Below are 18,724 nucleotides of genomic sequence, written 5' to 3' on the forward strand. Positions count from 1 at the left end.
CAATCGTCATCCCGCTACTTGTTAGCGGGATCTATGTTAAGAGATACCGCGAATGAATCGCGGTATGACGAGGGAGAACAGTTAGCGGCTGAGATACCGTGAATGAATCACGGGATGACGGTTTGCGGTGGCATCTCGTCATCCCGCTGCTTGTTAGCGGGATCTAGAGATACCGTGGCGGTATGACGTAGGACTGCTGTCATTCCAGTCTGGAATCCAGCTTTTTCATAATCATCAAAACGTTGTATTTTAACATAAAACGGCTACTTTTATGCTTGCCAACTTAATAAAATTCCTGGATCCCAGTGTCAAGCACTGGGATGACAAAAAAAGGTACTAGCCTGACAATCGTCATCCCGCTACGTGTTAGCGGGATCTATGCTTTGAGATACCGCGGCGGTATGACGGTTCGCGGTGGCATCCTCGTCATCCCGCTGCTTGTTAGCGGGATCTATGCTTTGAGATACCGCGAATGAATCGCGGTATGACGGTGTAGATGATGGTTAAGTATTCCGCTACGTGTTAGCGGCTGAGATACCGTGACGGTATAGTAACTCGTCATCCCGCTACTTGTTAGCGGGATCTATGCTTTGAGATACCGCGGCGGTATGACGGTTCGCGGCAGCATGACGGTCTGCGGCGGTATGACGTCTTGCTTGCAACCTATAGCCTTGTCATTCCAGTGCTCCTTTTTTTGTCATCCCAGCGTCACGCGCTGGTTTCAACATTATATCATGAACAAAATCAACTTTTTAAAATTCATTGAACTGTGCTTTCAAACGGTGGTGCCGGGGTGTGAGTATAATAATTATCGGTATATAAAAGTCATAGCAGACAGGCTTGAAGCAGCGAGCGTTGGTGCAGTAAAGCGAATAATATTCAATATGCCTCCACGCTCAATGAAGTCCATATGCATAAGTGTTGCGTGGCCCGCATGGATACTCGGAAATCAGCCAACCGCAAGAATAATAGTTGCAAGTTACTCTCGGCTGCTCAGCGAAAAGCACTCGCTCGATACGAGGTGTATAATGCAGTCTAGTTGGTATAGATCGCTATTTCCAGAGGTAGAACTATGCAAAGACCAGAACACTAAATATAAATTCCAAACAGTGCAGAGAGGATGCAGAATTGCAACATCAGTTGGAGGGACATTGACCGGTGAAGGCGGAGATTTTGTCATTGTTGATGATCCACTGAGTTCTGCTCAAGCTTTGAGTGAAATGTTTAGAAAGCGTGCTACAAACTGGTTCGATCAGACTTTAGTAACCAGGCTCAACAATAGAAAAAAAGGGGTAATTGTTCTTGTGATGCACAGGCTACACCAGGAGGACTTAACCGGACACCTTCTCTCCAAACCGAAAAACATATGGAACCATACTTGTTTACCGATGATATCTGAAAATAAGGAGATTATCTATTCAATCAAAAAGCCAGCGCCTCCTTTTCTTGTTCCTGTTACCCGAGTAACTACAAATGAGTACAAAAGCTGGATTACAGCATCAAGTGCTAGAATGATACCACCCGTAATATTATACTCAAGAGAAGAAGGTCAGTTGTTATATCCCCTCTATGGAGGAAAAGAAGAAGTTGAGACGATAAAAGTTGAACTTGGAAGTTATGCTTTTGCTGCGCAATATCAACAAAATCCTCTGCCGCTTTCAAGTGGTATAATTAAACGAGAGTGGCTGAAGCGCTATAGAAATTTTCCTGATAGTCTCTCATATGTCACTCAGAGCTGGGACACTGCAGTTTCAACAAGCAGCATGAGCAACTTTAGCGTCTGCACTACCTGGGCAAAAACAGACAACAAATTCTATTTACTTGATGTATATCGCGCAAAGCTTGAGTATCCAAAGCTTAAAGAGCAAGTTCTATCACTAGCTGCAAGATGGACACCACACGCAATTTTAATCGAAGCAAAAACAAGTGGTCAGCAATTGGTGCAGGAGCTAAAAGCAAACAGTGATCTACCCATTATCGAAATAGTACCACATGATGACAAACTCACTCGATTTTATCAAATTGTTCCGACTATAGAGTCTGGCAAGGTTTTTCTGCCGCACCAAGCAGTATGGCTGAACGATTTTGAGTATGAGATTTTAATGTTCCCAGAAACTCGCCACGACGACCAAGTGGATAGTACCGTGCAATATTTGCAGTGGATGAGAAAAACTAACACCAGCGTTTTCAGGGTCAGGGATTTTACCTCCGACCCTGTTTGAGTGTCACGCTACTTGGCTTGTGTTCTAGGCAAAACCTGCTATAACATTTAACATACTGTTTTCGAAACAAATGTTCCGCACTGGGATCTGCTATGTAAGAGGTCTAATGATCAACGAAGAAACTGTAAGAGAGAACTTAAAAAAAGTCATAGAGCAAAAAAGCGGTAAAGATGTGATCGCTCTTGGCATAATATCCTCAATCATTATTAAAGGCGGGGACATTGGTTTTGTGCTTGAAGTTGCCGGTAACACGCAAGCAAACGAAGAATTAAGAAGAAATTGTGAGCAAGCTGTTAAAGCTATACCGGGGGTGACAAAAGTGATCGTGGTTGCTACTGGTCAAAAACAAACTGGGCAACAAAAAGCTAAATTACATATCGAAGGAGTGAAAAATATAATCGTTGTGGCCTCTGGTAAAGGCGGTGTGGGCAAGTCCACAGTTGCGCTAAATCTTGCTCTCTCATTAGCAAAGTTGAAACATAAAGTTGCGCTGGTTGATGCAGATATATATGGTCCTTCAATTCCTAAAATGCTTGGCACTGAAAAATTAAAGCCAGAAATACAGGGTGGAAAAGCAATACCTATAGAAAAGTATGGACTGCACACTATTTCAATTGGCTACTTTATTGATAAAGATCGTGCAGCAATATGGCGTGGGCCTATGATCACAAAAGCACTTTATAATCTGCTCATGGGAACAAAATGGTCCGATATAGAGTATTTAATAGTTGATACACCACCTGGAACTGGCGATGTGCATTTAAGTCTGATGGAAAATTTTAACTTAACCGGGGCGATAATAGTTTCAACTCCGCAGGAGCTCTCTTTAATCGATGCTCGCAAAATTTATGATATGCTTAAAAAGCTCAGCGTACCGGTTATTGGAATTGTGGAAAATATGAGCTATTTTACTCAAAATAACTCAAAAATATATATATTTGGAAAAGACGGTGCAAAAAAAATGTCTGAGGAGCTGGGCATCAAACTCCTAGGCAGGATTCCTCTGGATCCACAAATATGTCATGCTTCTGATTGTGGAAATCCTTTAATGCTAAGTGAAGATTTGGCAGAGATTTATGAAGACATTGCTCAAAGTATAGTTAAACAATAGAATAAGCGTGAGAAACATGCGAATCAAAGTCCTCTTTTGTTAGTTACAAAATAGACTGCTTGCATAACCATTATTTACATGAAAAATTAGCAGCTTTTGTCATTCCAGCGCGTGACGCTGGAATCCAGAAAAAAAGAAGAATGGATCCCAGTGTCAAGCACTGGGATGACACCCCACTGGTGGGAATTGCTCCCAAACTACAACGTTCGTACAGTTATGGAATGAATCGCGGTATGACATAGGGAAACCTTTCTTGGGTTAGCTATAGGTCTTTGTCTATAAAGTTTGTTTAAACTATTTTCAAAATAGATAAAATATAATTTTACAATTAGCGTAAATAAAATGAATTATGATGTAATCATTTCAGGTGGTGGGTTGCTTGGTCTTATTACTGCCATTGGCCTCAGTTGTGACTCTGTGTCTGTAGCTGTGATTGAAAAAAATAGTCTACCACGTGTAGTAGATGACAACCGAGCATTTGCTATTTCTCAAGGCTCGAAAAAAATATTGGAAAAATTAGGGATTTGGCAGTTTGTGGAGAGTGAAGCTGAGCCAATACTTGATATATGCATATTAGATGCGGTTACTGTGCATTACAATCATAAAATGGTTAGCGAAGAGCCAATGGGTTATGTTATTAACAATGCTACTATATGGAATGCAATCAACAATAATTTTCTGAATAAACTAAATATATACTCTCCACATTCCTATAAAACAATTGCTTGTGATTCAGGATATGTGGAAGTTATTCTTGATAATAACCAGGAATTAATATCATCGCTACTTATCTGCGCTGAAGGCAAAAACTCTAAACTACCAGAGTTATTTTCTATACCGACAGTGAAATTTGATTATAAACAGAGCAGTATAGTATGTAATGTGGAACACGAACTGCATCACCAAAACTTAGCTGTAGAGCGTTTTTTTCCTGGCGGTCCATTTGCAATTCTACCAATGAAGGGTGGCTATACTTCTTCGATAGTTTGGACAGAAAAATCTGGAATTTCAAAAATGCTAATGAACCTATCTGAAGAGGAATTTATCGTGGAACTCAAAAAAAGATTTGGTTCTTATCTAGGAGAGATAAAATTAGAGGGTGAAAGAAAACTTTACCCTTTAAGTTTTGCTTTCACAAAAAAGTTATATAAGGGTAGAGTTTTGCTTATCGGCGATGCAGCACATTCAATTCATCCAGTTGCAGGTCAAGGGCTTAATCTTGGAATTAGAGATGTAGAAAGTGTTATAAAGCACATAGTTGCTGCAAAAGCATCTGGTATTGATGTTGGCAGTAGTTATTTATTAAAGAAAATTTCACGTAATAGATACTTTGATAATTTTACAATGGCGCTTGCAACTGATGGATTAAATAGGATGTTCTCCAACAGAATATTCTGCGCTAAAGCACTAAGAAATCTTGGCTTGATTGCAGTTGAAAATTCAAATTTTCTCAAAAAAAGCTTCATTCGGCATGCTATGGGGTTTATATAAACCACTGTTTTAGCATTAAGCACGATAAAGAAAATCATTTATAATCGCTATAGCAACTAGTGTAGACATTTGACGTTCCCTGTGATTTGATAAATAGAGGTTTTTATCTGATTTCACAACAAGAGCTTCTGGGTGGCTTTGAAAGTAAATATTACCATGCTTATCTTCAATAGCCTCTATTACCCCATCGTTGGAGAACGCTGCAATTTTATATCCAAGTAATTCTAATTTTCTTCTATTTTCTGACGTATTATTTACTGCTCCTGAATGAGCATCTGGAAAGTACGTTGAAAACCAGCCGTTTTCATTAGGTATTAAGAATTTAGCTACTAATTCCGCTAAACGGCTGTTTGGAACGATCTTTATCTGTTGGAGAGCTTTCTGTGCTGATTTTAAATGAGATCTTCGCTTCTCTTCATCACTCACAACACTCACTACTTCAATTCCCTTTGCATTCATTATGCCTTCACATATGCCAAGTAAATGAATTGCAGGGTTATCATCAACTATTTTTACAATTGCTTCAGTAACAAGCTGGCAACAAGGAGTGGGTGCTGAGTGTAAATTATCCGGAATAAATATTCTATTTATTTTGTGCTCTTCAATAAATTGTGCAACTTCAATTTTTATTCGGTCTAATGTCAGCTTCTTTGCCAATGTTTCATCTCGTTTTGCGAGATTAAGTGACTCTGTCTGAATTTTTTTAAGGCTAATTATCTTATTATAATCAATCAGTATAGTCTTAACCCCAAAGTTATTAAACATCTCGTAGATATTTTGAGATAGCCCAAGCTCATATGGGTATGCCTCTTCTTCTGTTTTCAACAAACCAACAACTATGTCATTATTTACTGTATTTTCTGCCGTCAAGGCAGTTGACGCTGGTTCTTCTTTTCTGGTTACATGTTGAGATGCCGGTTTTTCACTAACGCCAGCATAAGTAATATTGCTTAATAATAGAACTATAATTAATAAGATCTTAAATACTTTATTGTAATATTTATACACCATAACTTGCTTCTCTAACATTTATATTACGATATAGAGTATTTTATAACAAAAAGGCAAGTTTGCCAAGAAAGAAAAGGTGGCCTGAGCAGGAATCGAACCAGCGACACAAGGATTTTCAGTCCTTTGCTCTACCAACTGAGCTATCAGGCCAACTGTATACTTTCATTTTTAGATAAAAAATGTTATTATGTCTATCAAAAGTTTTTAAAGTAGTTTATATAAAAATAAAGGATGAACATTAATAACAGAATAGGAATCTACCCTGGCACATTTGACCCTATAACTTTTGGGCATATTGACATAATCAAAAGAGCGTGTAAACTAGTCGATAAATTAATAATAGGAGTTGCAGAAAACGTTAATAAGCATGTTGCCTTTGACACAAAGCTACGCACAAGCATGGCTGAAAATGAAATCAAAGGGCTAGGAATTGATGCAGATGTTATATCTTTTAATGGGTTGCTAGTGAAGTTTGCCAAAGAGCAGAATGCTTCTGTTATTATTAGAGGATTAAGAGCAGTATCAGATTTTGATTACGAGTTTCAAATGAGTTGGGTAAATTATAAACTTCTTCCTGAAATCGAAACCATATTTCTTCCTGCTTCTGAAGATACTCAATTTATTTCATCAAGTTTTGTAAAGGAAATAGCAAGATTAGGAGAAGATGTTAGCAAATTTGTATCAAAAGGCGTTCAAAACGAATTGATTAACCTGAATAGGATAAAAAATGGAGAATAGTGCTTGTTGTTTTTTATTTCTGAATGGGTATATTCAATATGTAAAATGTTATAAGCTAAAGGAGTAGCATGTCAAAAGTGAGGGTTAATAATAGAAAAGTTTGTTGTCATGGTGATGAGAATGATGAGGGTTCCGGCCATCCATTAATATATTTAGATATGGGAGAAGAAGAGGAAATAGCCTGCCCTTATTGTGAAAAGACGTTTGTCCATGACTGTACTGTAGAAGCGGTTGGGGAGCTGACTAGGGATGAACTCTAATGGCACTTTATTTCTTCTGCAGACTTAGCTTATATAAATAGCAATAAGAGGGGCAGTAAAAATGAAACTATCCATACGATCGAGCACTCCTCCATGGCCAGGTATCATACTTCCACTATCTTTAACACCGTAAGCTCTTTTAACAAGCGACTCAGTGAAATCGCCAAGTTGCGCTAGAATAGCGATTGCAAGGCCAATGATTGGAGAATAAAGAATTGAAAATAGACCAAAAAATATTGATCCAAAAATTGTGCACACTACTCCAGCTAAAATCGCACCAAGAAGTCCTGTCCAAGTTTTTCCAGGGCTAAGAATTGGGCAAATTTTAGCTCCACCAAAATTCTTACCAAATAGGTAGGCAGTAATGTCAATTCCCCAAATGGTTAAGACGAACCATACTAATGCGTATTTTCCCTGTGGTAGATTATATAAATATATTAATGAGGCGCTTGGTAGTGCAATCAATAATAATGCAAAAACGTATAAAATTTTGTTTCCTTGGGTTAGATTATACCATTCAAAAGAAGATAAAACTGCTATTGAAAAAATCAATAGGTAAAACGATAAATCACTGAAATATGTAGCAAAAGAAAATATGAATAATATTACTATTGAGGACAATATTCTAATTATAAAATTATTATCTACCATATTTTTTCTCTCTTTTTGTATAATCTTCTAATGCTTTGCTCAAATCTTGACAAGAAAAATCAGGCCATAAAGTATCACAAAAATATAATTCAGCATAAGCTGCTTGCCATAATAAAAAGTTGCTTAACCTTTTTTCGCCGCCAGTGCGAATTAATAAATCCAATTTTGGCAGATCTTTAGTATATAGAAATTTTTCAAATTCCTCTTCTGATACATAAGCAATATTTTCTTTTATAATATTGCTTATAGCTTGTGTAATTTCTTGCTTTGCTCCGTAACTGACTGCCACAGTGAGTAATAAACCATCGTTCTTATGTGTCATTTCTTCTGCTTTTTTAATTTGATCCAATATTTTACTGGATAACAGACTTAAATTGCCAATAAAATTCAACTTAATGTTACAGTTGCAAATGAAATTGACTTTATCTTCATTAGTTAAAACGGAGTAAAATAAATCAAATAGACAGTCAGTTTCGTTTTTAGGTCTAAGCCAATTCTCCATAGAGAATGCATACAAAGTTAAGTAGGGTATGGTTAGGTCTGTACAATACTTGGCAATATCGTATGCAACTTCACTGCCCTTTTTATAACCATCAATTTTTACCCTTCCTTGATTGTTCGCCCATCTACCATTACCATCCATAATAATTGCTAAATGTTTCGGTAAAGATTCTTGATTCAACATTTAAAGTTCACCCGATGTCATAAAAGTAACTGACACACAGCTATACGAACATTGTGCTACCGGGAGGGTGTCATTCCAGTGCCCCGACACTGGAATCCAGAAATTTGATTGCAAGTGAGCACACTGAGCTGATAAGCATAAAAATAGCTGTCTTATGCTAAAACAAACGTCTTTGACGAGATTGTATGAAAAGCTGGATCCCAGTGTCAAGCACTGGGATGACACCTTTGTGTTTGAGGCAAAAACGGCTAACACACTGCCTTCGCGGACAAATGTTCGTAACAGTTGCGTGTCAGCTACTCGGATGACACCCTTCTTGGTGGAATTTGCTCTCAAATCACAACGTTCATATTCACTACTGAAGGTTTCTTTCATATTACCTTAGTGATGCAATATATCCTTTTCTTTCATGGATAACTCGCTATCAATCTTTTTTATATTATCATTAGTAATTTTTTGTACTTCATCGTGAAGGTTATGGTAATCATCTTCCGAAATTTCTTTATTTTTTTCCATATTTTTTAATTCTTCTATTATATCCCTGCGTATATTCCGAATTGCAATTCGTGCATTTTCAGCAAATTGGTGTAATAGCTTCACTAATTTTTCACGGGTTTCTTGTGTTAAGTCCGGAAGAGCTATACGTATGGTATTGCCCTCAACAACAGGATTTAAATTCAAGTTGGCATTTAATATAGCATTTTTCACTTCACCTACAACATTAATATCCCAAACTTTAATTGATAGGGTTTTGTTATCTATAACTGAAACGCCTGCAACCTGATTTAACTTTTGATGTCCACCATAGATATTTACAACTATACCATCAAGCAACGATGCGCTAGCTCTACCAGTGCGTACGCCTTTAATATCATCATGAAAGGACTGAATAGTTTTTAGCATTCTTTCTTTTGTTTTAGCTTTTATTTCATTTAACATAAATTACCTACTGTTTACAATCTGAAACTATAGTATAAGTACCTTGACCCTTAATAATATTGACTATTTTTTCTCCCTTCAAAGAAAAAACTATAATTGGAATAGAATTCTCACGAGCAAGTGAAATTGCTGATGCATCCATAACTTTTAAATCACGAGTCAATAAATCCGTGTAAGAAAGCCTATCATACATTACAGCATCCTCATTTTTTTTCGGATCAGCGGAGTATACACCATTTACTTGCGTGCCCTTTAGAATAACATCACAATTCATTTCAACGGCACGTAAGGCTGCAGCTGTATCTGTAGTAAAAAATGGGTTGCCTGTGCCTGCTGCAAAAATTACCACTCTACCTTTTTCTAAATGACGAATAGCTTTCCTTCTTATGTAAGGTTCACATACAGTGGCCATGGGTATTGCAGATAATACCCTAGAAGCTACTAAATTTTTTTCTAAAAAGTTTTGTAAAATTAAAGCATTGATTATAGTTGCAAGCATTCCAATATAATCACTGCTTGCTCTTTCACAGCCACTTAAAGACGCGGATGTGCCACGAAAGATATTACCACCACCAACAACAATACATACTTGAACTCCAAGCCTGTTAACATCAGCTATATCTTTGCATAATTGGCTTATTATTCCCATATCATGGCCAAAAGACTGTGACCCCATCAAAGCTTCACCAGAGATCTTCAATAACACTCTAGAGTATTTTACTTTATCTGCTAAGGAAGACATTTCTTGCCATTTAGTTTGCACTGCCCAAAACAAGTAACTTGTAATCAGATAATTTAATAGCACTCACCTCGCTTGATTTTATAAAATCAGAAACCTTCATTTTATCATCTTTTATGAACTTTTGTTCTAGTAAAACAACTTCTTCATAGTACTTAGCCATTCGTCCATCTACTATTTTTTTTGCTACTTCTTCAGGTTTATTTAAGCTCCTTACTTGCTCTTCAATTATAGAACGTTCATTTTTCAACTTCATTTGATCTAAATCATCTATAGACAAAGCTTCAGGCTTCATAGCAACTATGTGCATCGCTATTTGTTTTCCAATTTCCTGTAACTTTGCCTTATCACCGGGTGATTGCAATGCAACTAAAGCGCCAGTTTTACCTAAACCACGTACATCACCATGTACATAACCAGCAACAACTCCATCCTTAGTCTCTAGGTAACAAAGCTTGCTCAACTCTAACTTTTCACCAAGAACTGACGTACCATTCATAATAGCTTCCTGCACTGTGCCAATGCTTTCATACTTGGCATTTTTTAACTCATCAACGCTAGTACAGCGTTCTTGATGAGCAATTGATGCTAAATTTGAAACTAACTCTATAAATTTCTCATTCCTTGCAACAAAATCGGTTTCGCAATTGAGTTCAACCAATGCACCATAATTTTCAGTCAAACACATAGCAACGAGCCCATCTGAAGCTACTCTATCAGATTTTTTGTCAGCTTTAGCAAGACCTATTGTACGCAACTTATCAACGGCTTTCTTGATGTCACCATCACATTCTTCTAATGCTTTTTTACAGTCACTTAAGCCAAGCCCTGTCCTATCACGTAATTCCCTTATATTATCTGGATTCATCTTCATTTGTTACTACCTCCATTTCTTCTTCTTTGTAAACTTTACTACGTTTCCTTTTAGTTTGCACAATACCATCTTCTTTTTCTTGAATAAACTCATCACCTTTTATATTATCAATCTTAACTCCAGATCTTGCTAGACTAGACTCTATTCCAGCTAATATAGAGTCGGTAGCTAATTTACAATAGAGCTCTATTGATTTTCTTGAGTCATCATTTCCAGGTATTGGATAAGTAATATCATCTGGATCAGAATTAGTATCAAGTATTGCAACTATTGGAATCCCTAACTTTTTAGCCTCCTTAACCGCAATATGCTCTTTATTAGTATCAATGATGAATAAGATATCAGGAATTGCTCCCATTTCTCTAATACCACCAAGCGCCTTATCAAGCTTTTGCTTTTTCTTTTCAATGTTCCCCAATTCTTTCTTTGTTAAAATGCTATCCTCGTCATTTAATATTTTCTCATATTGCATCAAGGTTTTTATCGAAGAAGAAACAGTGCCCCAATTAGTAAGCATACCACCAAGCCATCGATGATTCACATAATATTGACCACAACGAATCGCTTCACTTGCAATAATATCAAAAGCTTGAAACTTTGTACCAACAAATAGAATGCGACCACCTTGAGATGCAACGTCATATAAAGCCTTCATGGCCACCTGTAGCAATGGTAATGCTTTTCGCAAGTCAATTATATGTATACGATTTTCTTGATGCACTCCATATATGTATGGAGCCATTTTTGCGTTCCAGCGACTAATTTTGTGACCAAAATGTACACCAGATTCGGCTAAATCACGCACAGTGACTTCAGGCAAATTTGTCATATATCACTCCTCCAAATAGTTTATCTTCCATGGCATAACCCTAATGGGACTACTTGTACAAGCCATGTGTGAAATTAAATTATTTACATAGTAATAGAAAAGACAGCAAGGCGCAAACAAAAAATATTGACAAAGGGCAACATGTTTATTAGCTTTAAAGTCGAAGCCCGAAAACGCTAAAAAGAAATTAGGGGGGTGTAGCTCAGTTGGTTAGAGCGCATGCCTGTCACGCATGAGGTCGTGAGTTCAAGTCTCATCACTCCCGCCATATTAGTTTTAGCATAACTTAGAATTTGCAGTATTATTGCCGGTATTGAGAAACGCCTTCACCAAACTTGACATGGTATGGTATTGCAATTAATACTTAAATAGGTTTATTTTTATCGTTAACAATTAGGATTAAATATGTTCATTTCTGAAGTTTTTGCAGCAGATGCAACTAGCAATACATTGAGTATCAGCGCATCTTTTGCTAATCTTATTCCACTGATTTTAATATTTGTGGTAGTTTATTTTCTTATGATTCGCCCACAACAAAAAAAACTAAAAGAACATAGAAAGATGATAGATCAAATAAAACGTGGTGATACAGTCATTACTTCTGGTGGAATAATAGGTGAAGTTAACAAGGTTGATGGAGCAAATGCACAATTTATAATAGAAATAGCACCAAAAGTTGAGATAAAAGTCCTAAAGTCCGCTATATCTGAAGTTTTAAACAAAGAAACTCAAAAAGTGGTAGCTAAACCAATTGAAAAAGGCAAAATCGAAAAGAGTGATAAAAAGAATAAAAATCAACCACCAGAGGAAAGTAAAAAGGGAAAAGATGATAAAGGCAAAAATGCTGCATAACTTTAAAAGAAAGTTCATTTGGTGATCCATTTGTGTGCGGAATATTTGGTGTAGTAAGTAGCGGTGATTCAGTAATACCAACTTTACTAACTGGGTTGCAAAAATTGGAATATAGGGGATATGATTCCTCAGGTATAGCAATCATAAATAACGAAGGCGAGATAGAAGTCAAAAAATCAGAAGGTAAAGTTAAAAGATTGTATGAAGTTGTTGATGAAAGCAAGATGTCTCATAGTACAATTGGCATAGCACATACTCGCTGGGCTACACATGGAGTTCCAGGCCTTAAAAATGCTCACCCCATTCATACAAATAATGTTGTTGTTGCTCATAACGGCATAATTGAGAATTACAATCTGCTAAAAAAGGGTCTAGAAGAAAGGGGAATGTCATTCCATACTGACACTGACACAGAGATCATACCAAATATGCTAACCTTATATCTTGATGAAGGATTGTCGCCAGTTGATTCTCTATTTAAGTGTTTAAACAACTTACATGGCTCACTTGCCTTGGTCTTATTATTTGCAGAATACCCAGACGCCTTATTTGTTGCGAAGAGAAATTTGCCTTTAGCAATAGGCTATAACTGTAACACAGTGTTTGCTGCATCTGACTCTAATGCTTTAAGTGCATTTGTGGAAAGAATATCGCATTTGGAAGATGATGACATTGCAGTGATAAAATCTAGTGGAGTTAGTATATACAACAATGGTACACAAGTTAAACGCAGTATAGAAAATAGTAGTCCAAGTGATTTTCTAATTAGCAAAAATGGTTACCCTAGCTTCATGTTAAAAGAGATTTTTGAGCAACCGCGTGCATTAAACAAAACAATAAATCAATTTTACAAGCAATATAAAGAGGTCAACAAAAAATTGTTTTCTGAGCTGAGTTACATTACTATAGTTGGATGCGGGTCATCTTATTTTGCTGGGCTAATAGCAAAGTATTGGCTGGAAAGTGTCGCTCAAGTTCGAGTATACCTAGAAATCTCATCAGAATTTAGGTATAGCAACGTCAAGCTAGAAGAAGGCAGCATTGGGTTATTCATCTCTCAATCTGGCGAAACTGCAGATACCATAGAAGCGCTGCGTTATGCGAAATTGCAGAAACAAACGATCATTAGTATAACTAACACATTTAACAGCAGCATTGAAAAGATCTCAGATATTGTGTTACATACTCTTGCTGGGCAAGAAATTGGTGTTGCTTCAACAAAAACCTTTTCTGCGCAACTTGCAACTTTAGCATGCTTTGCCGTGGAGCTTGGAAAAATAAAAGGTATACTGGGTGGAGAGAGAATAAAACAGCTAAGCAGTGCTATCAATTCTATTCCCGAGTATGTTGAGCACGTTTTGAATGTGATGAAAATACAACATATATCGGGCAGTATATTAGAACACAATAACGTTATTTTAATCGGCAGAGGAAGTTCATACGGAGTTGCAATGGAAGGCGCATTGAAGATAAAAGAGCTTTCATACATCAATACAATTGGTATTGCAGCGGGAGAAATGAAGCATGGTTCTATTGCTTTAATAGACTCTACTGTGCTTGTTATAGCAATTATCCCTTATGATGATTTATTCTTTAAAACGCTATCTAATATACAAGAGATTATTGCAAGAAGAGGCAAAGTAATTGCCTTCAGCGATAAGCAAGGAGCGCCATTCCTAAGGGGAGTTTGCGCAGATGTGGTGCAACTTCCAGACACTGATAATTTTATCTCTCCAATCATCTACAGTGTTGCTATGCAATTCCTTGCTTACTTTACTGCAGCAAAAAAAGGGTTAGATGCCGATTGTCCAAGAAATTTAGCTAAGTCTGTCACGGTTGAGTAGTCCATTTAAAGTTAAAGCTAAACTTCTAATTAAGGTACTCAATGGCGTCAACTTAAGGAAAAATATCAGTGATAGTGTATAAAATTTCTCTCTAAAATTTTTACCATAAAATTACCCAAAAGCCGCAATAAACAGCACTTTTGTTTCTGTTTTATTTCAACAAAGAAGTCTAAAATGTGTCCTTTTTAGGTGAAACATGCAAAAAGGAAAAAATCTTATTCTACAAATTAAAAATATAATATACTCGAAAACTTTTCAGAAGATCCATTGTGTTGGAAAAAAAGTTTCACACGCACAAGAAAACTTCCTTTTACGACAGTTCCTGCATAACCAATAACGAACTTTTATTGGGAATAGAGACGAAAAAACCTACTTGACAAACTCCACCAGCCTCTTTATCATAGCATTGAAGGTATTCAGTTATCTTCATCTGTGCAGATTAAACAGCAAGAAAACAACGTAGTTGGCGTCTTATTTTTAATTTTTTGCACTATGTGCACCTTATGTCTTCACAACATTTCTGGGTTTTTACCTATATAAGCTGAAACGCGCTTATAAGTCGTTTAAGACAGTATAGTACGCCAATTTGCAGGATTAGAGAGTGACAACTAGCTAACACGGGGTTTCTTTTGCCTTTTTTTCTGCTTAGTAAATTTCTTAAACATTTAAACTAAGGTGAGTTGCACTTAAAAGCAGCTAAATTGCAGCGTTTAAGACTTAAAAAACGCCAAATACTGAAAATAGACAATGACTAGGGCTTCTTTTGCCTTTTTTTCATTTGGTAAATTTCTTAAACATTTATAGCTAAACGACAACCGTCATCCCGCTGCTTGTTAGCGGGATCTATGCTTTGAGATACCGCGAATGAATCGCGGTATGACGGTTAAGTAGGGTGTCATCCGAGTAGCTGACACTGCTCTCCTTTGTCATCCCAGTGCCCAGACACTGGGATCTAGCTTTCTTTACAAATTCACCAAAAGTGCTTCATTCTATAACGCAAAACCCATATTCACCAAACCCAATGCATTACTTGCAATTAAGTTTCCTGGATCCCAGTGTCACGCACTGGGATGACAAAGAAATAGTCACTGGGATGACAAAAAAGGGGCTACTAGGATGACAAAAAAAGGAGCACTGGAATGACAGGAGAAGGAGCACTGGAATGACAAAGAAATAGTCACTGGGATGACAAGAAAGGAGCACTGCCATTATAGAGTGAACCAGTGTCTGGGCACTGGGATGACAAAAAAGGGGCTACTCGGATGACAGGAGAAGGAGGCACTGGGATGATACCCTTCCTAGTGGAGATTTTTCTTAAATCATAATGTTTGTGCAGTTTTTGAACTTACGTGTTCAATTTTATTTTCTTCCATTTCTCTATAGCTTGGTAATGTAGAATTTTTTATATGCAATCCGGTACATACTGCAACCAAAGCAGCTACAATACCGCAAATTGCTGCACCAACCGCAAATGGAACCATCACAGCAGCAGCAATAAATAATCCTGTAATAACAACTCCAACAGCATCTTTTGTTAATGAGGTGTAAAAATTTTCCTTGCTTTCTTTATATTTAGCTTCTTTTTCATTTGGCACAGAAAATTGAGCATCTACGAAGCCATTAGCTTTATTACCATTATTTGGCGTGGCAGTTTGGTCAGTCCTTGTTGATACAGGCGTTTTATTTTCGTTATTATGATTATCACCATTAGTACTAACTGGAGGCACTGTTGCTACAGTTCTACTACCAATGTTCCCATTGCTGCTGCAAGGTTTTGCTCTATTTTCTTCTACATTAGGTGTTTCTGGTGTAATAAAGTTTAAAAGCACCTGAGTAATTTCTTCTTGTGCATTATCCATAGCCAACTCTAAAGCTGCTTGTCTGCTTTCATCATTTACATAACCTAAAAATGCTTCAACTTCTTGAACATTACCTTGAACAATAGCAGAACGCAGAGCGTTAAATTTTTCTTCTTCATTAAATTTGCTACTACCCAAAAGTACCTTAACAACGTCAGCTTGTTTTGTTATTGCAGCTATGCCCAATATAGTTCTGGAAGCAGTATCTGTAAGATGGATTACAGCATCTAAATCTGTAAACAATTTTACAACATCTAGAAATACGCCACGATCGCCAGTAATATTGGATTCTCTTACAGCATTTGCAAACGAGTCAAAAATTGCTCGATTTGTTTCTCTCCCTTGTGTTAGTTGCTTGTAAAGTACTTCAGCAGTCATACCAGGGTTTATGAAGTTACTGGAATCTACTTCATTACTGTCTGATTTATTTGCTTCCACATCAGGTGCCTCTTCTTCCTCATTTATCGCTGCAGCTATTTGTTCTTGAAGGGGTTCACACCCATTTTGGAGGAGAAAATCCTTAACGCGTGAGTTATCATTTTCAGTTGCATGCTTTAGAAGTAAGTCTCCTAGTGAATTGTCTACTTCGCATTTGCTTTGAAAATCAATTTCTTTAAATTCAGCTTTTCTTCTTAACCTATTTTGCAAGTCTTCAAGGCTGGTAACCCTATCATTGTATTTATCACCATTTACTAAAATCATATCTATATCTAGACATAACTCCCTAATATCATCATTACTATATGCCATAACTAAACCTACTACTATATGTTAGTTTATTATAGCAACTTTCCCACAACCAGTCAAGACATATTGCAGTCTCAAGTGGCATGATATATATTGAATGCTTTATTTATAGTCCTTAAAGCAAATGATGGAAGATTTAGCCTATAAATTAGTTAAAGTGACCGAAGCTGCAGCACTTGCTGCATATAAACTAGCAGGCTTCGGCGACGAAAAAAAGGCTGATCAAGTTGCAGTTGATGCAATGCGAACAGTGTTAAATTCTATGGAAATAAATGGTACTATCGTAATTGGTGAAGGTGAGAGAGACGAAGCTCCTATGCTATATATTGGGGAAAAGGTTGGTACAGGAAATGGTCCTGAGATTGACATCGCTGTTGACCCACTTGAGGGCACTACGATTTGTGCTCATTACAAATCAGGGGCAATGTCCGTTCTTGCTGCAACGAAAAAAGGTAATTTTTTACATGCACCTGATGTTTATATGGAAAAGATAGCAGTGGGAAAAAATCTCCCAGAGGGTGTAGTCTCACTAAAAAATAGCATTGAGAAGAATCTAGACAATTTAGCCAAGGCAAAAGGATGTAAAGTAAATGATCTTACAGTAACTATACTAAATCGTGAAAGGCACGATGAATTAATAGTGAAAATCAGGAAGTTAGGAGCAAAAATTAAATTAATAGATGATGGTGATGTTGCGGCCGTAGTTTCACTAGTAAATGGCAATCACGACATGTATATCGGAATAGGAGGGGCACCAGAAGGGGTGCTTGCGGCTGCAGCGCTAAGCTCAATCGGCGGACAGATGGAGGGAAGATTAATATTTGACACAGATCAGTTAAGAGAAAGAGCAAAAAATTTAAATATTGATGACCCAGAAAAAATCTACACCATAAAAGATATGGCAAGAGGTGAATCAATGTTTATTGCAACTGGAGTAACAAGCGGAGAACTTGTGGATGGAGTTGATAACGTCTGTTCAACTAGCTCTTTAATAATTCTACCTAACAAGCTGATAAAGCTGCAAGTTATAAGTTAGGTTGATTATTTTTCAATATATTATGTAAGAGTTAAAGGGAGTGTTAAAATGTTAGATTCATTTTCTCAAGAGAAACTAATTGTACAAGAAGTTCCTCAAGACGGACATAAAAAGAAGGCTGAACCCTTTTCAAAACCTTCTATCTATTGTTTCTTAAACCACTCTGCTGAACGGAGACAGTTTAGGCTGTTATGCCTGGCGGCTTTGTTGGAATAATTTTTTCAACACTGCTAACAATAAAATCAGGTATACTGTCAGCTACCTTATCGAATTTATTGTTTATATCTTTTCCTATTTCTTCTCCTATTTCTTCATTTTTAACATATTCGTGTAGAACTAAAGCAGTTATAGCTGCACATGCTGCAATTAAGCCAGTTTGTGCTATAATGAATAGTGATAATCCTCCTACAAGTATAGATGTTAATCCAATAGCTAGGTTTATAATTTTACTTTGTGTTGTTTGTTGTGCTTTCTGATTTTGACCTGCTTCCTTCTCTTCAAGAACGTTTGATATTGTTTTTGAGGCAATTTTTACCGCGATTATTGCAATTGCGGTCATAGCTAACCCTATGGCTATTTTTGCTAAGAGAAAAAATGATGGGAACACCATCGCAAAGAATAGTAAGCCAGCTCCTACAATTAGTAACTTATTTTTAGGTTGGATTTCATTTGACATAATAAACCTCCATTTCATAACTGCCGGAGTATACCTAATATAAAATACGGAGATAGTCAACATATTTTATGAAAGGGCACGTTAAAAGTTTTTTTCATGTTGTTCTTCGCCGCCTCGTGGTTAAATTTGGAATTTTAGAAAGAGTTACGTATTATTTGAA

The 18,724-nt window shown here is 36.8% G+C and carries 20 protein-coding genes and 2 tRNA genes; 10 read left to right on the forward strand and 12 right to left on the reverse strand.

Features of this window, described 5'->3' with window-relative positions:
- The first annotated feature begins 734 nt into the window (after window positions 1-734).
- The 4 genes from terL (at window position 735) to ubiH (ending at window position 4,824) form a co-directional block, all read left to right on the forward strand.
- Entirely contained in the window at window positions 735-2,222 is a 1,488-nt protein-coding gene (gene terL / locus ABWU58_RS02510; RefSeq protein WP_353283525.1) for a phage terminase large subunit, read from the forward strand.
- Between the two features lie 106 nt (window positions 2,223-2,328).
- Window positions 2,329-3,333, forward strand: a complete 1,005-nt coding sequence (locus ABWU58_RS02515) for an Mrp/NBP35 family ATP-binding protein (protein WP_353283526.1) — start codon at window positions 2,329-2,331, stop codon at window positions 3,331-3,333.
- Window positions 3,334-3,392: 59 nt separating this feature from the next.
- Entirely contained in the window at window positions 3,393-3,575 is a 183-nt protein-coding gene (locus tag ABWU58_RS02520) for a hypothetical protein (protein WP_353283527.1), read from the forward strand.
- Between the two features lie 100 nt (window positions 3,576-3,675).
- Window positions 3,676-4,824 carry a 2-octaprenyl-6-methoxyphenyl hydroxylase gene (gene ubiH / locus ABWU58_RS02525; RefSeq protein ID WP_353283528.1) on the forward strand — a complete coding sequence of 383 codons (1,149 nt, stop codon included), beginning with the start codon at window positions 3,676-3,678 and terminating at the stop codon, window positions 4,822-4,824.
- A 15-nt stretch (window positions 4,825-4,839) separates the two neighbouring features.
- Here ubiH and ABWU58_RS02530 read toward each other — a convergent pair whose 3' ends face one another.
- Both ABWU58_RS02530 and ABWU58_RS02535 read right to left on the reverse strand, forming a co-directional pair.
- Window positions 4,840-5,832, reverse strand: a complete 993-nt coding sequence (locus tag ABWU58_RS02530) for a gamma-glutamyl-gamma-aminobutyrate hydrolase family protein (protein WP_353283700.1) — start codon at window positions 5,830-5,832, stop codon at window positions 4,840-4,842.
- A gap of 80 nt (window positions 5,833-5,912) precedes the next feature.
- Window positions 5,913-5,985 (reverse strand) — tRNA-Phe (locus tag ABWU58_RS02535).
- 81 nt (window positions 5,986-6,066) lie between these two features.
- On the opposite strand from ABWU58_RS02535, the gene coaD reads away from it, so the two are divergent.
- Together coaD and ABWU58_RS02545 are read left to right on the forward strand one after the other, a co-directional pair.
- Complete coding sequence (coaD, locus tag ABWU58_RS02540; protein ID WP_353283529.1) at window positions 6,067-6,573, forward strand: pantetheine-phosphate adenylyltransferase; 507 nt, start codon at window positions 6,067-6,069, stop codon at window positions 6,571-6,573.
- 68 nt (window positions 6,574-6,641) lie between these two features.
- The gene (locus ABWU58_RS02545; protein ID WP_006279326.1) at window positions 6,642-6,833 is read left to right on the forward strand and encodes a zinc-finger domain-containing protein; all 192 of its coding nucleotides are present in this window, start codon (window positions 6,642-6,644) and stop codon (window positions 6,831-6,833) included.
- Window positions 6,834-6,857: 24 nt separating this feature from the next.
- Here the strand turns inward: ABWU58_RS02545 and ABWU58_RS02550 are convergent, their stop codons facing one another.
- Genes ABWU58_RS02550 through rpsB form a run of 7 tightly spaced genes read right to left on the reverse strand, consistent with a single transcriptional unit; the run spans window position 6,858 to window position 11,550 of the window.
- Window positions 6,858-7,484, reverse strand: a complete 627-nt coding sequence (locus ABWU58_RS02550; protein ID WP_353283530.1) for a phosphatidate cytidylyltransferase — start codon at window positions 7,482-7,484, stop codon at window positions 6,858-6,860.
- Window positions 7,474-8,169 carry a polyprenyl diphosphate synthase gene (gene uppS, locus ABWU58_RS02555; protein WP_174515980.1) on the reverse strand — a complete coding sequence of 232 codons (696 nt, stop codon included), beginning with the start codon at window positions 8,167-8,169 and terminating at the stop codon, window positions 7,474-7,476. Before uppS ends, ABWU58_RS02550 begins: the two co-directional genes overlap by 11 nt.
- A complete protein-coding gene (locus ABWU58_RS02560) occupies window positions 8,170-8,544 on the reverse strand; it encodes a hypothetical protein (protein ID WP_353283531.1) in 375 nt (124 codons plus the stop codon).
- A 6-nt stretch (window positions 8,545-8,550) separates the two neighbouring features.
- Window positions 8,551-9,108, reverse strand: coding sequence for a ribosome recycling factor (gene frr / locus ABWU58_RS02565; RefSeq protein WP_353283532.1), 558 nt, complete (start codon window positions 9,106-9,108; stop codon window positions 8,551-8,553).
- Window positions 9,109-9,115: 7 nt separating this feature from the next.
- Window positions 9,116-9,850: a UMP kinase gene (gene pyrH / locus ABWU58_RS02570; RefSeq protein WP_353270508.1), complete on the reverse strand. Its 735-nt coding sequence runs from the start codon at window positions 9,848-9,850 to the stop codon at window positions 9,116-9,118.
- Window positions 9,851-9,860: 10 nt separating this feature from the next.
- On the reverse strand, window positions 9,861-10,721 hold the full coding sequence (gene tsf, locus ABWU58_RS02575; protein ID WP_353283533.1) for a translation elongation factor Ts: 861 nt from the start codon (window positions 10,719-10,721) through the stop codon (window positions 9,861-9,863).
- Window positions 10,702-11,550 carry a 30S ribosomal protein S2 gene (gene rpsB / locus ABWU58_RS02580; RefSeq protein WP_353283534.1) on the reverse strand — a complete coding sequence of 283 codons (849 nt, stop codon included), beginning with the start codon at window positions 11,548-11,550 and terminating at the stop codon, window positions 10,702-10,704. The genes tsf and rpsB overlap by 20 nt, the downstream gene beginning before the upstream one ends.
- Before the next feature lie 191 nt (window positions 11,551-11,741).
- On the opposite strand from rpsB, the gene ABWU58_RS02585 reads away from it, so the two are divergent.
- The 3 genes from ABWU58_RS02585 to glmS all read left to right on the forward strand — a co-directional run bounded on the left by ABWU58_RS02585 (window position 11,742) and on the right by glmS (window position 14,246).
- A tRNA-Asp gene (locus ABWU58_RS02585) sits at window positions 11,742-11,818 on the forward strand.
- Window positions 11,819-11,955: 137 nt separating this feature from the next.
- Window positions 11,956-12,402, forward strand: coding sequence for a preprotein translocase subunit YajC (yajC, locus tag ABWU58_RS02590; RefSeq protein ID WP_353283535.1), 447 nt, complete (start codon window positions 11,956-11,958; stop codon window positions 12,400-12,402).
- A 32-nt stretch (window positions 12,403-12,434) separates the two neighbouring features.
- Entirely contained in the window at window positions 12,435-14,246 is a 1,812-nt protein-coding gene (glmS, locus tag ABWU58_RS02595; protein ID WP_353283536.1) for a glutamine--fructose-6-phosphate transaminase (isomerizing), read from the forward strand.
- A gap of 1,026 nt (window positions 14,247-15,272) precedes the next feature.
- On the opposite strand, the gene ABWU58_RS02600 is transcribed toward glmS, so the two are convergent.
- Complete coding sequence (locus ABWU58_RS02600; protein ID WP_353283537.1) at window positions 15,273-15,449, reverse strand: hypothetical protein; 177 nt, start codon at window positions 15,447-15,449, stop codon at window positions 15,273-15,275.
- 116 nt (window positions 15,450-15,565) lie between these two features.
- On the reverse strand, window positions 15,566-16,855 hold the full coding sequence (locus ABWU58_RS02605) for an ankyrin repeat domain-containing protein (protein ID WP_353283538.1): 1,290 nt from the start codon (window positions 16,853-16,855) through the stop codon (window positions 15,566-15,568).
- Window positions 16,856-16,979: 124 nt separating this feature from the next.
- On the opposite strand from ABWU58_RS02605, the gene glpX reads away from it, so the two are divergent.
- Complete coding sequence (glpX, locus tag ABWU58_RS02610) at window positions 16,980-17,888, forward strand: class II fructose-bisphosphatase (RefSeq protein ID WP_353283701.1); 909 nt, start codon at window positions 16,980-16,982, stop codon at window positions 17,886-17,888.
- A gap of 181 nt (window positions 17,889-18,069) precedes the next feature.
- On the opposite strand, the gene ABWU58_RS02615 is transcribed toward glpX, so the two are convergent.
- Window positions 18,070-18,564 carry a hypothetical protein gene (locus tag ABWU58_RS02615; RefSeq protein ID WP_353283539.1) on the reverse strand — a complete coding sequence of 165 codons (495 nt, stop codon included), beginning with the start codon at window positions 18,562-18,564 and terminating at the stop codon, window positions 18,070-18,072.
- Window positions 18,565-18,724: the final 160 nt, after the last annotated feature.

The organism is Wolbachia endosymbiont (group A) of Pogonocherus hispidulus (assembly GCF_964028195.1).
GTDB lineage: Bacteria > Pseudomonadota > Alphaproteobacteria > Rickettsiales > Anaplasmataceae > Wolbachia.

What these genes read in the sequence shown, in the direction of transcription:
- terL (WP_353283525.1), top strand. Translation starts at nt 735, where the DNA reads ATGAACAAAATCAACTTTTTAAAATTCATTGAACTGTGCTTTCAAACG.
- ABWU58_RS02515 (WP_353283526.1), top strand. Translation starts at nt 2,329, where the DNA reads ATGATCAACGAAGAAACTGTAAGAGAGAACTTAAAAAAAGTCATAGAG.
- ubiH (WP_353283528.1), top strand. Translation starts at nt 3,676, where the DNA reads ATGAATTATGATGTAATCATTTCAGGTGGTGGGTTGCTTGGTCTTATT.
- coaD (WP_353283529.1), top strand. Translation starts at nt 6,067, where the DNA reads ATGAACATTAATAACAGAATAGGAATCTACCCTGGCACATTTGACCCT.
- ABWU58_RS02545 (WP_006279326.1), top strand. Translation starts at nt 6,642, where the DNA reads ATGTCAAAAGTGAGGGTTAATAATAGAAAAGTTTGTTGTCATGGTGAT.
- ABWU58_RS02550 (WP_353283530.1), bottom strand. Translation starts at nt 7,484, where the DNA reads ATGGTAGATAATAATTTTATAATTAGAATATTGTCCTCAATAGTAATA.
- uppS (WP_174515980.1), bottom strand. Translation starts at nt 8,169, where the DNA reads ATGTTGAATCAAGAATCTTTACCGAAACATTTAGCAATTATTATGGAT.
- ABWU58_RS02560 (WP_353283531.1), bottom strand. Translation starts at nt 8,544, where the DNA reads ATGAAAGAAACCTTCAGTAGTGAATATGAACGTTGTGATTTGAGAGCA.
- frr (WP_353283532.1), bottom strand. Translation starts at nt 9,108, where the DNA reads ATGTTAAATGAAATAAAAGCTAAAACAAAAGAAAGAATGCTAAAAACT.
- pyrH (WP_353270508.1), bottom strand. Translation starts at nt 9,850, where the DNA reads ATGTCTTCCTTAGCAGATAAAGTAAAATACTCTAGAGTGTTATTGAAG.
- tsf (WP_353283533.1), bottom strand. Translation starts at nt 10,721, where the DNA reads ATGAAGATGAATCCAGATAATATAAGGGAATTACGTGATAGGACAGGG.
- rpsB (WP_353283534.1), bottom strand. Translation starts at nt 11,550, where the DNA reads ATGACAAATTTGCCTGAAGTCACTGTGCGTGATTTAGCCGAATCTGGT.
- yajC (WP_353283535.1), top strand. Translation starts at nt 11,956, where the DNA reads ATGTTCATTTCTGAAGTTTTTGCAGCAGATGCAACTAGCAATACATTG.
- ABWU58_RS02605 (WP_353283538.1), bottom strand. Translation starts at nt 16,855, where the DNA reads ATGGCATATAGTAATGATGATATTAGGGAGTTATGTCTAGATATAGAT.
- glpX (WP_353283701.1), top strand. Translation starts at nt 16,980, where the DNA reads ATGGAAGATTTAGCCTATAAATTAGTTAAAGTGACCGAAGCTGCAGCA.
- ABWU58_RS02615 (WP_353283539.1), bottom strand. Translation starts at nt 18,564, where the DNA reads ATGTCAAATGAAATCCAACCTAAAAATAAGTTACTAATTGTAGGAGCT.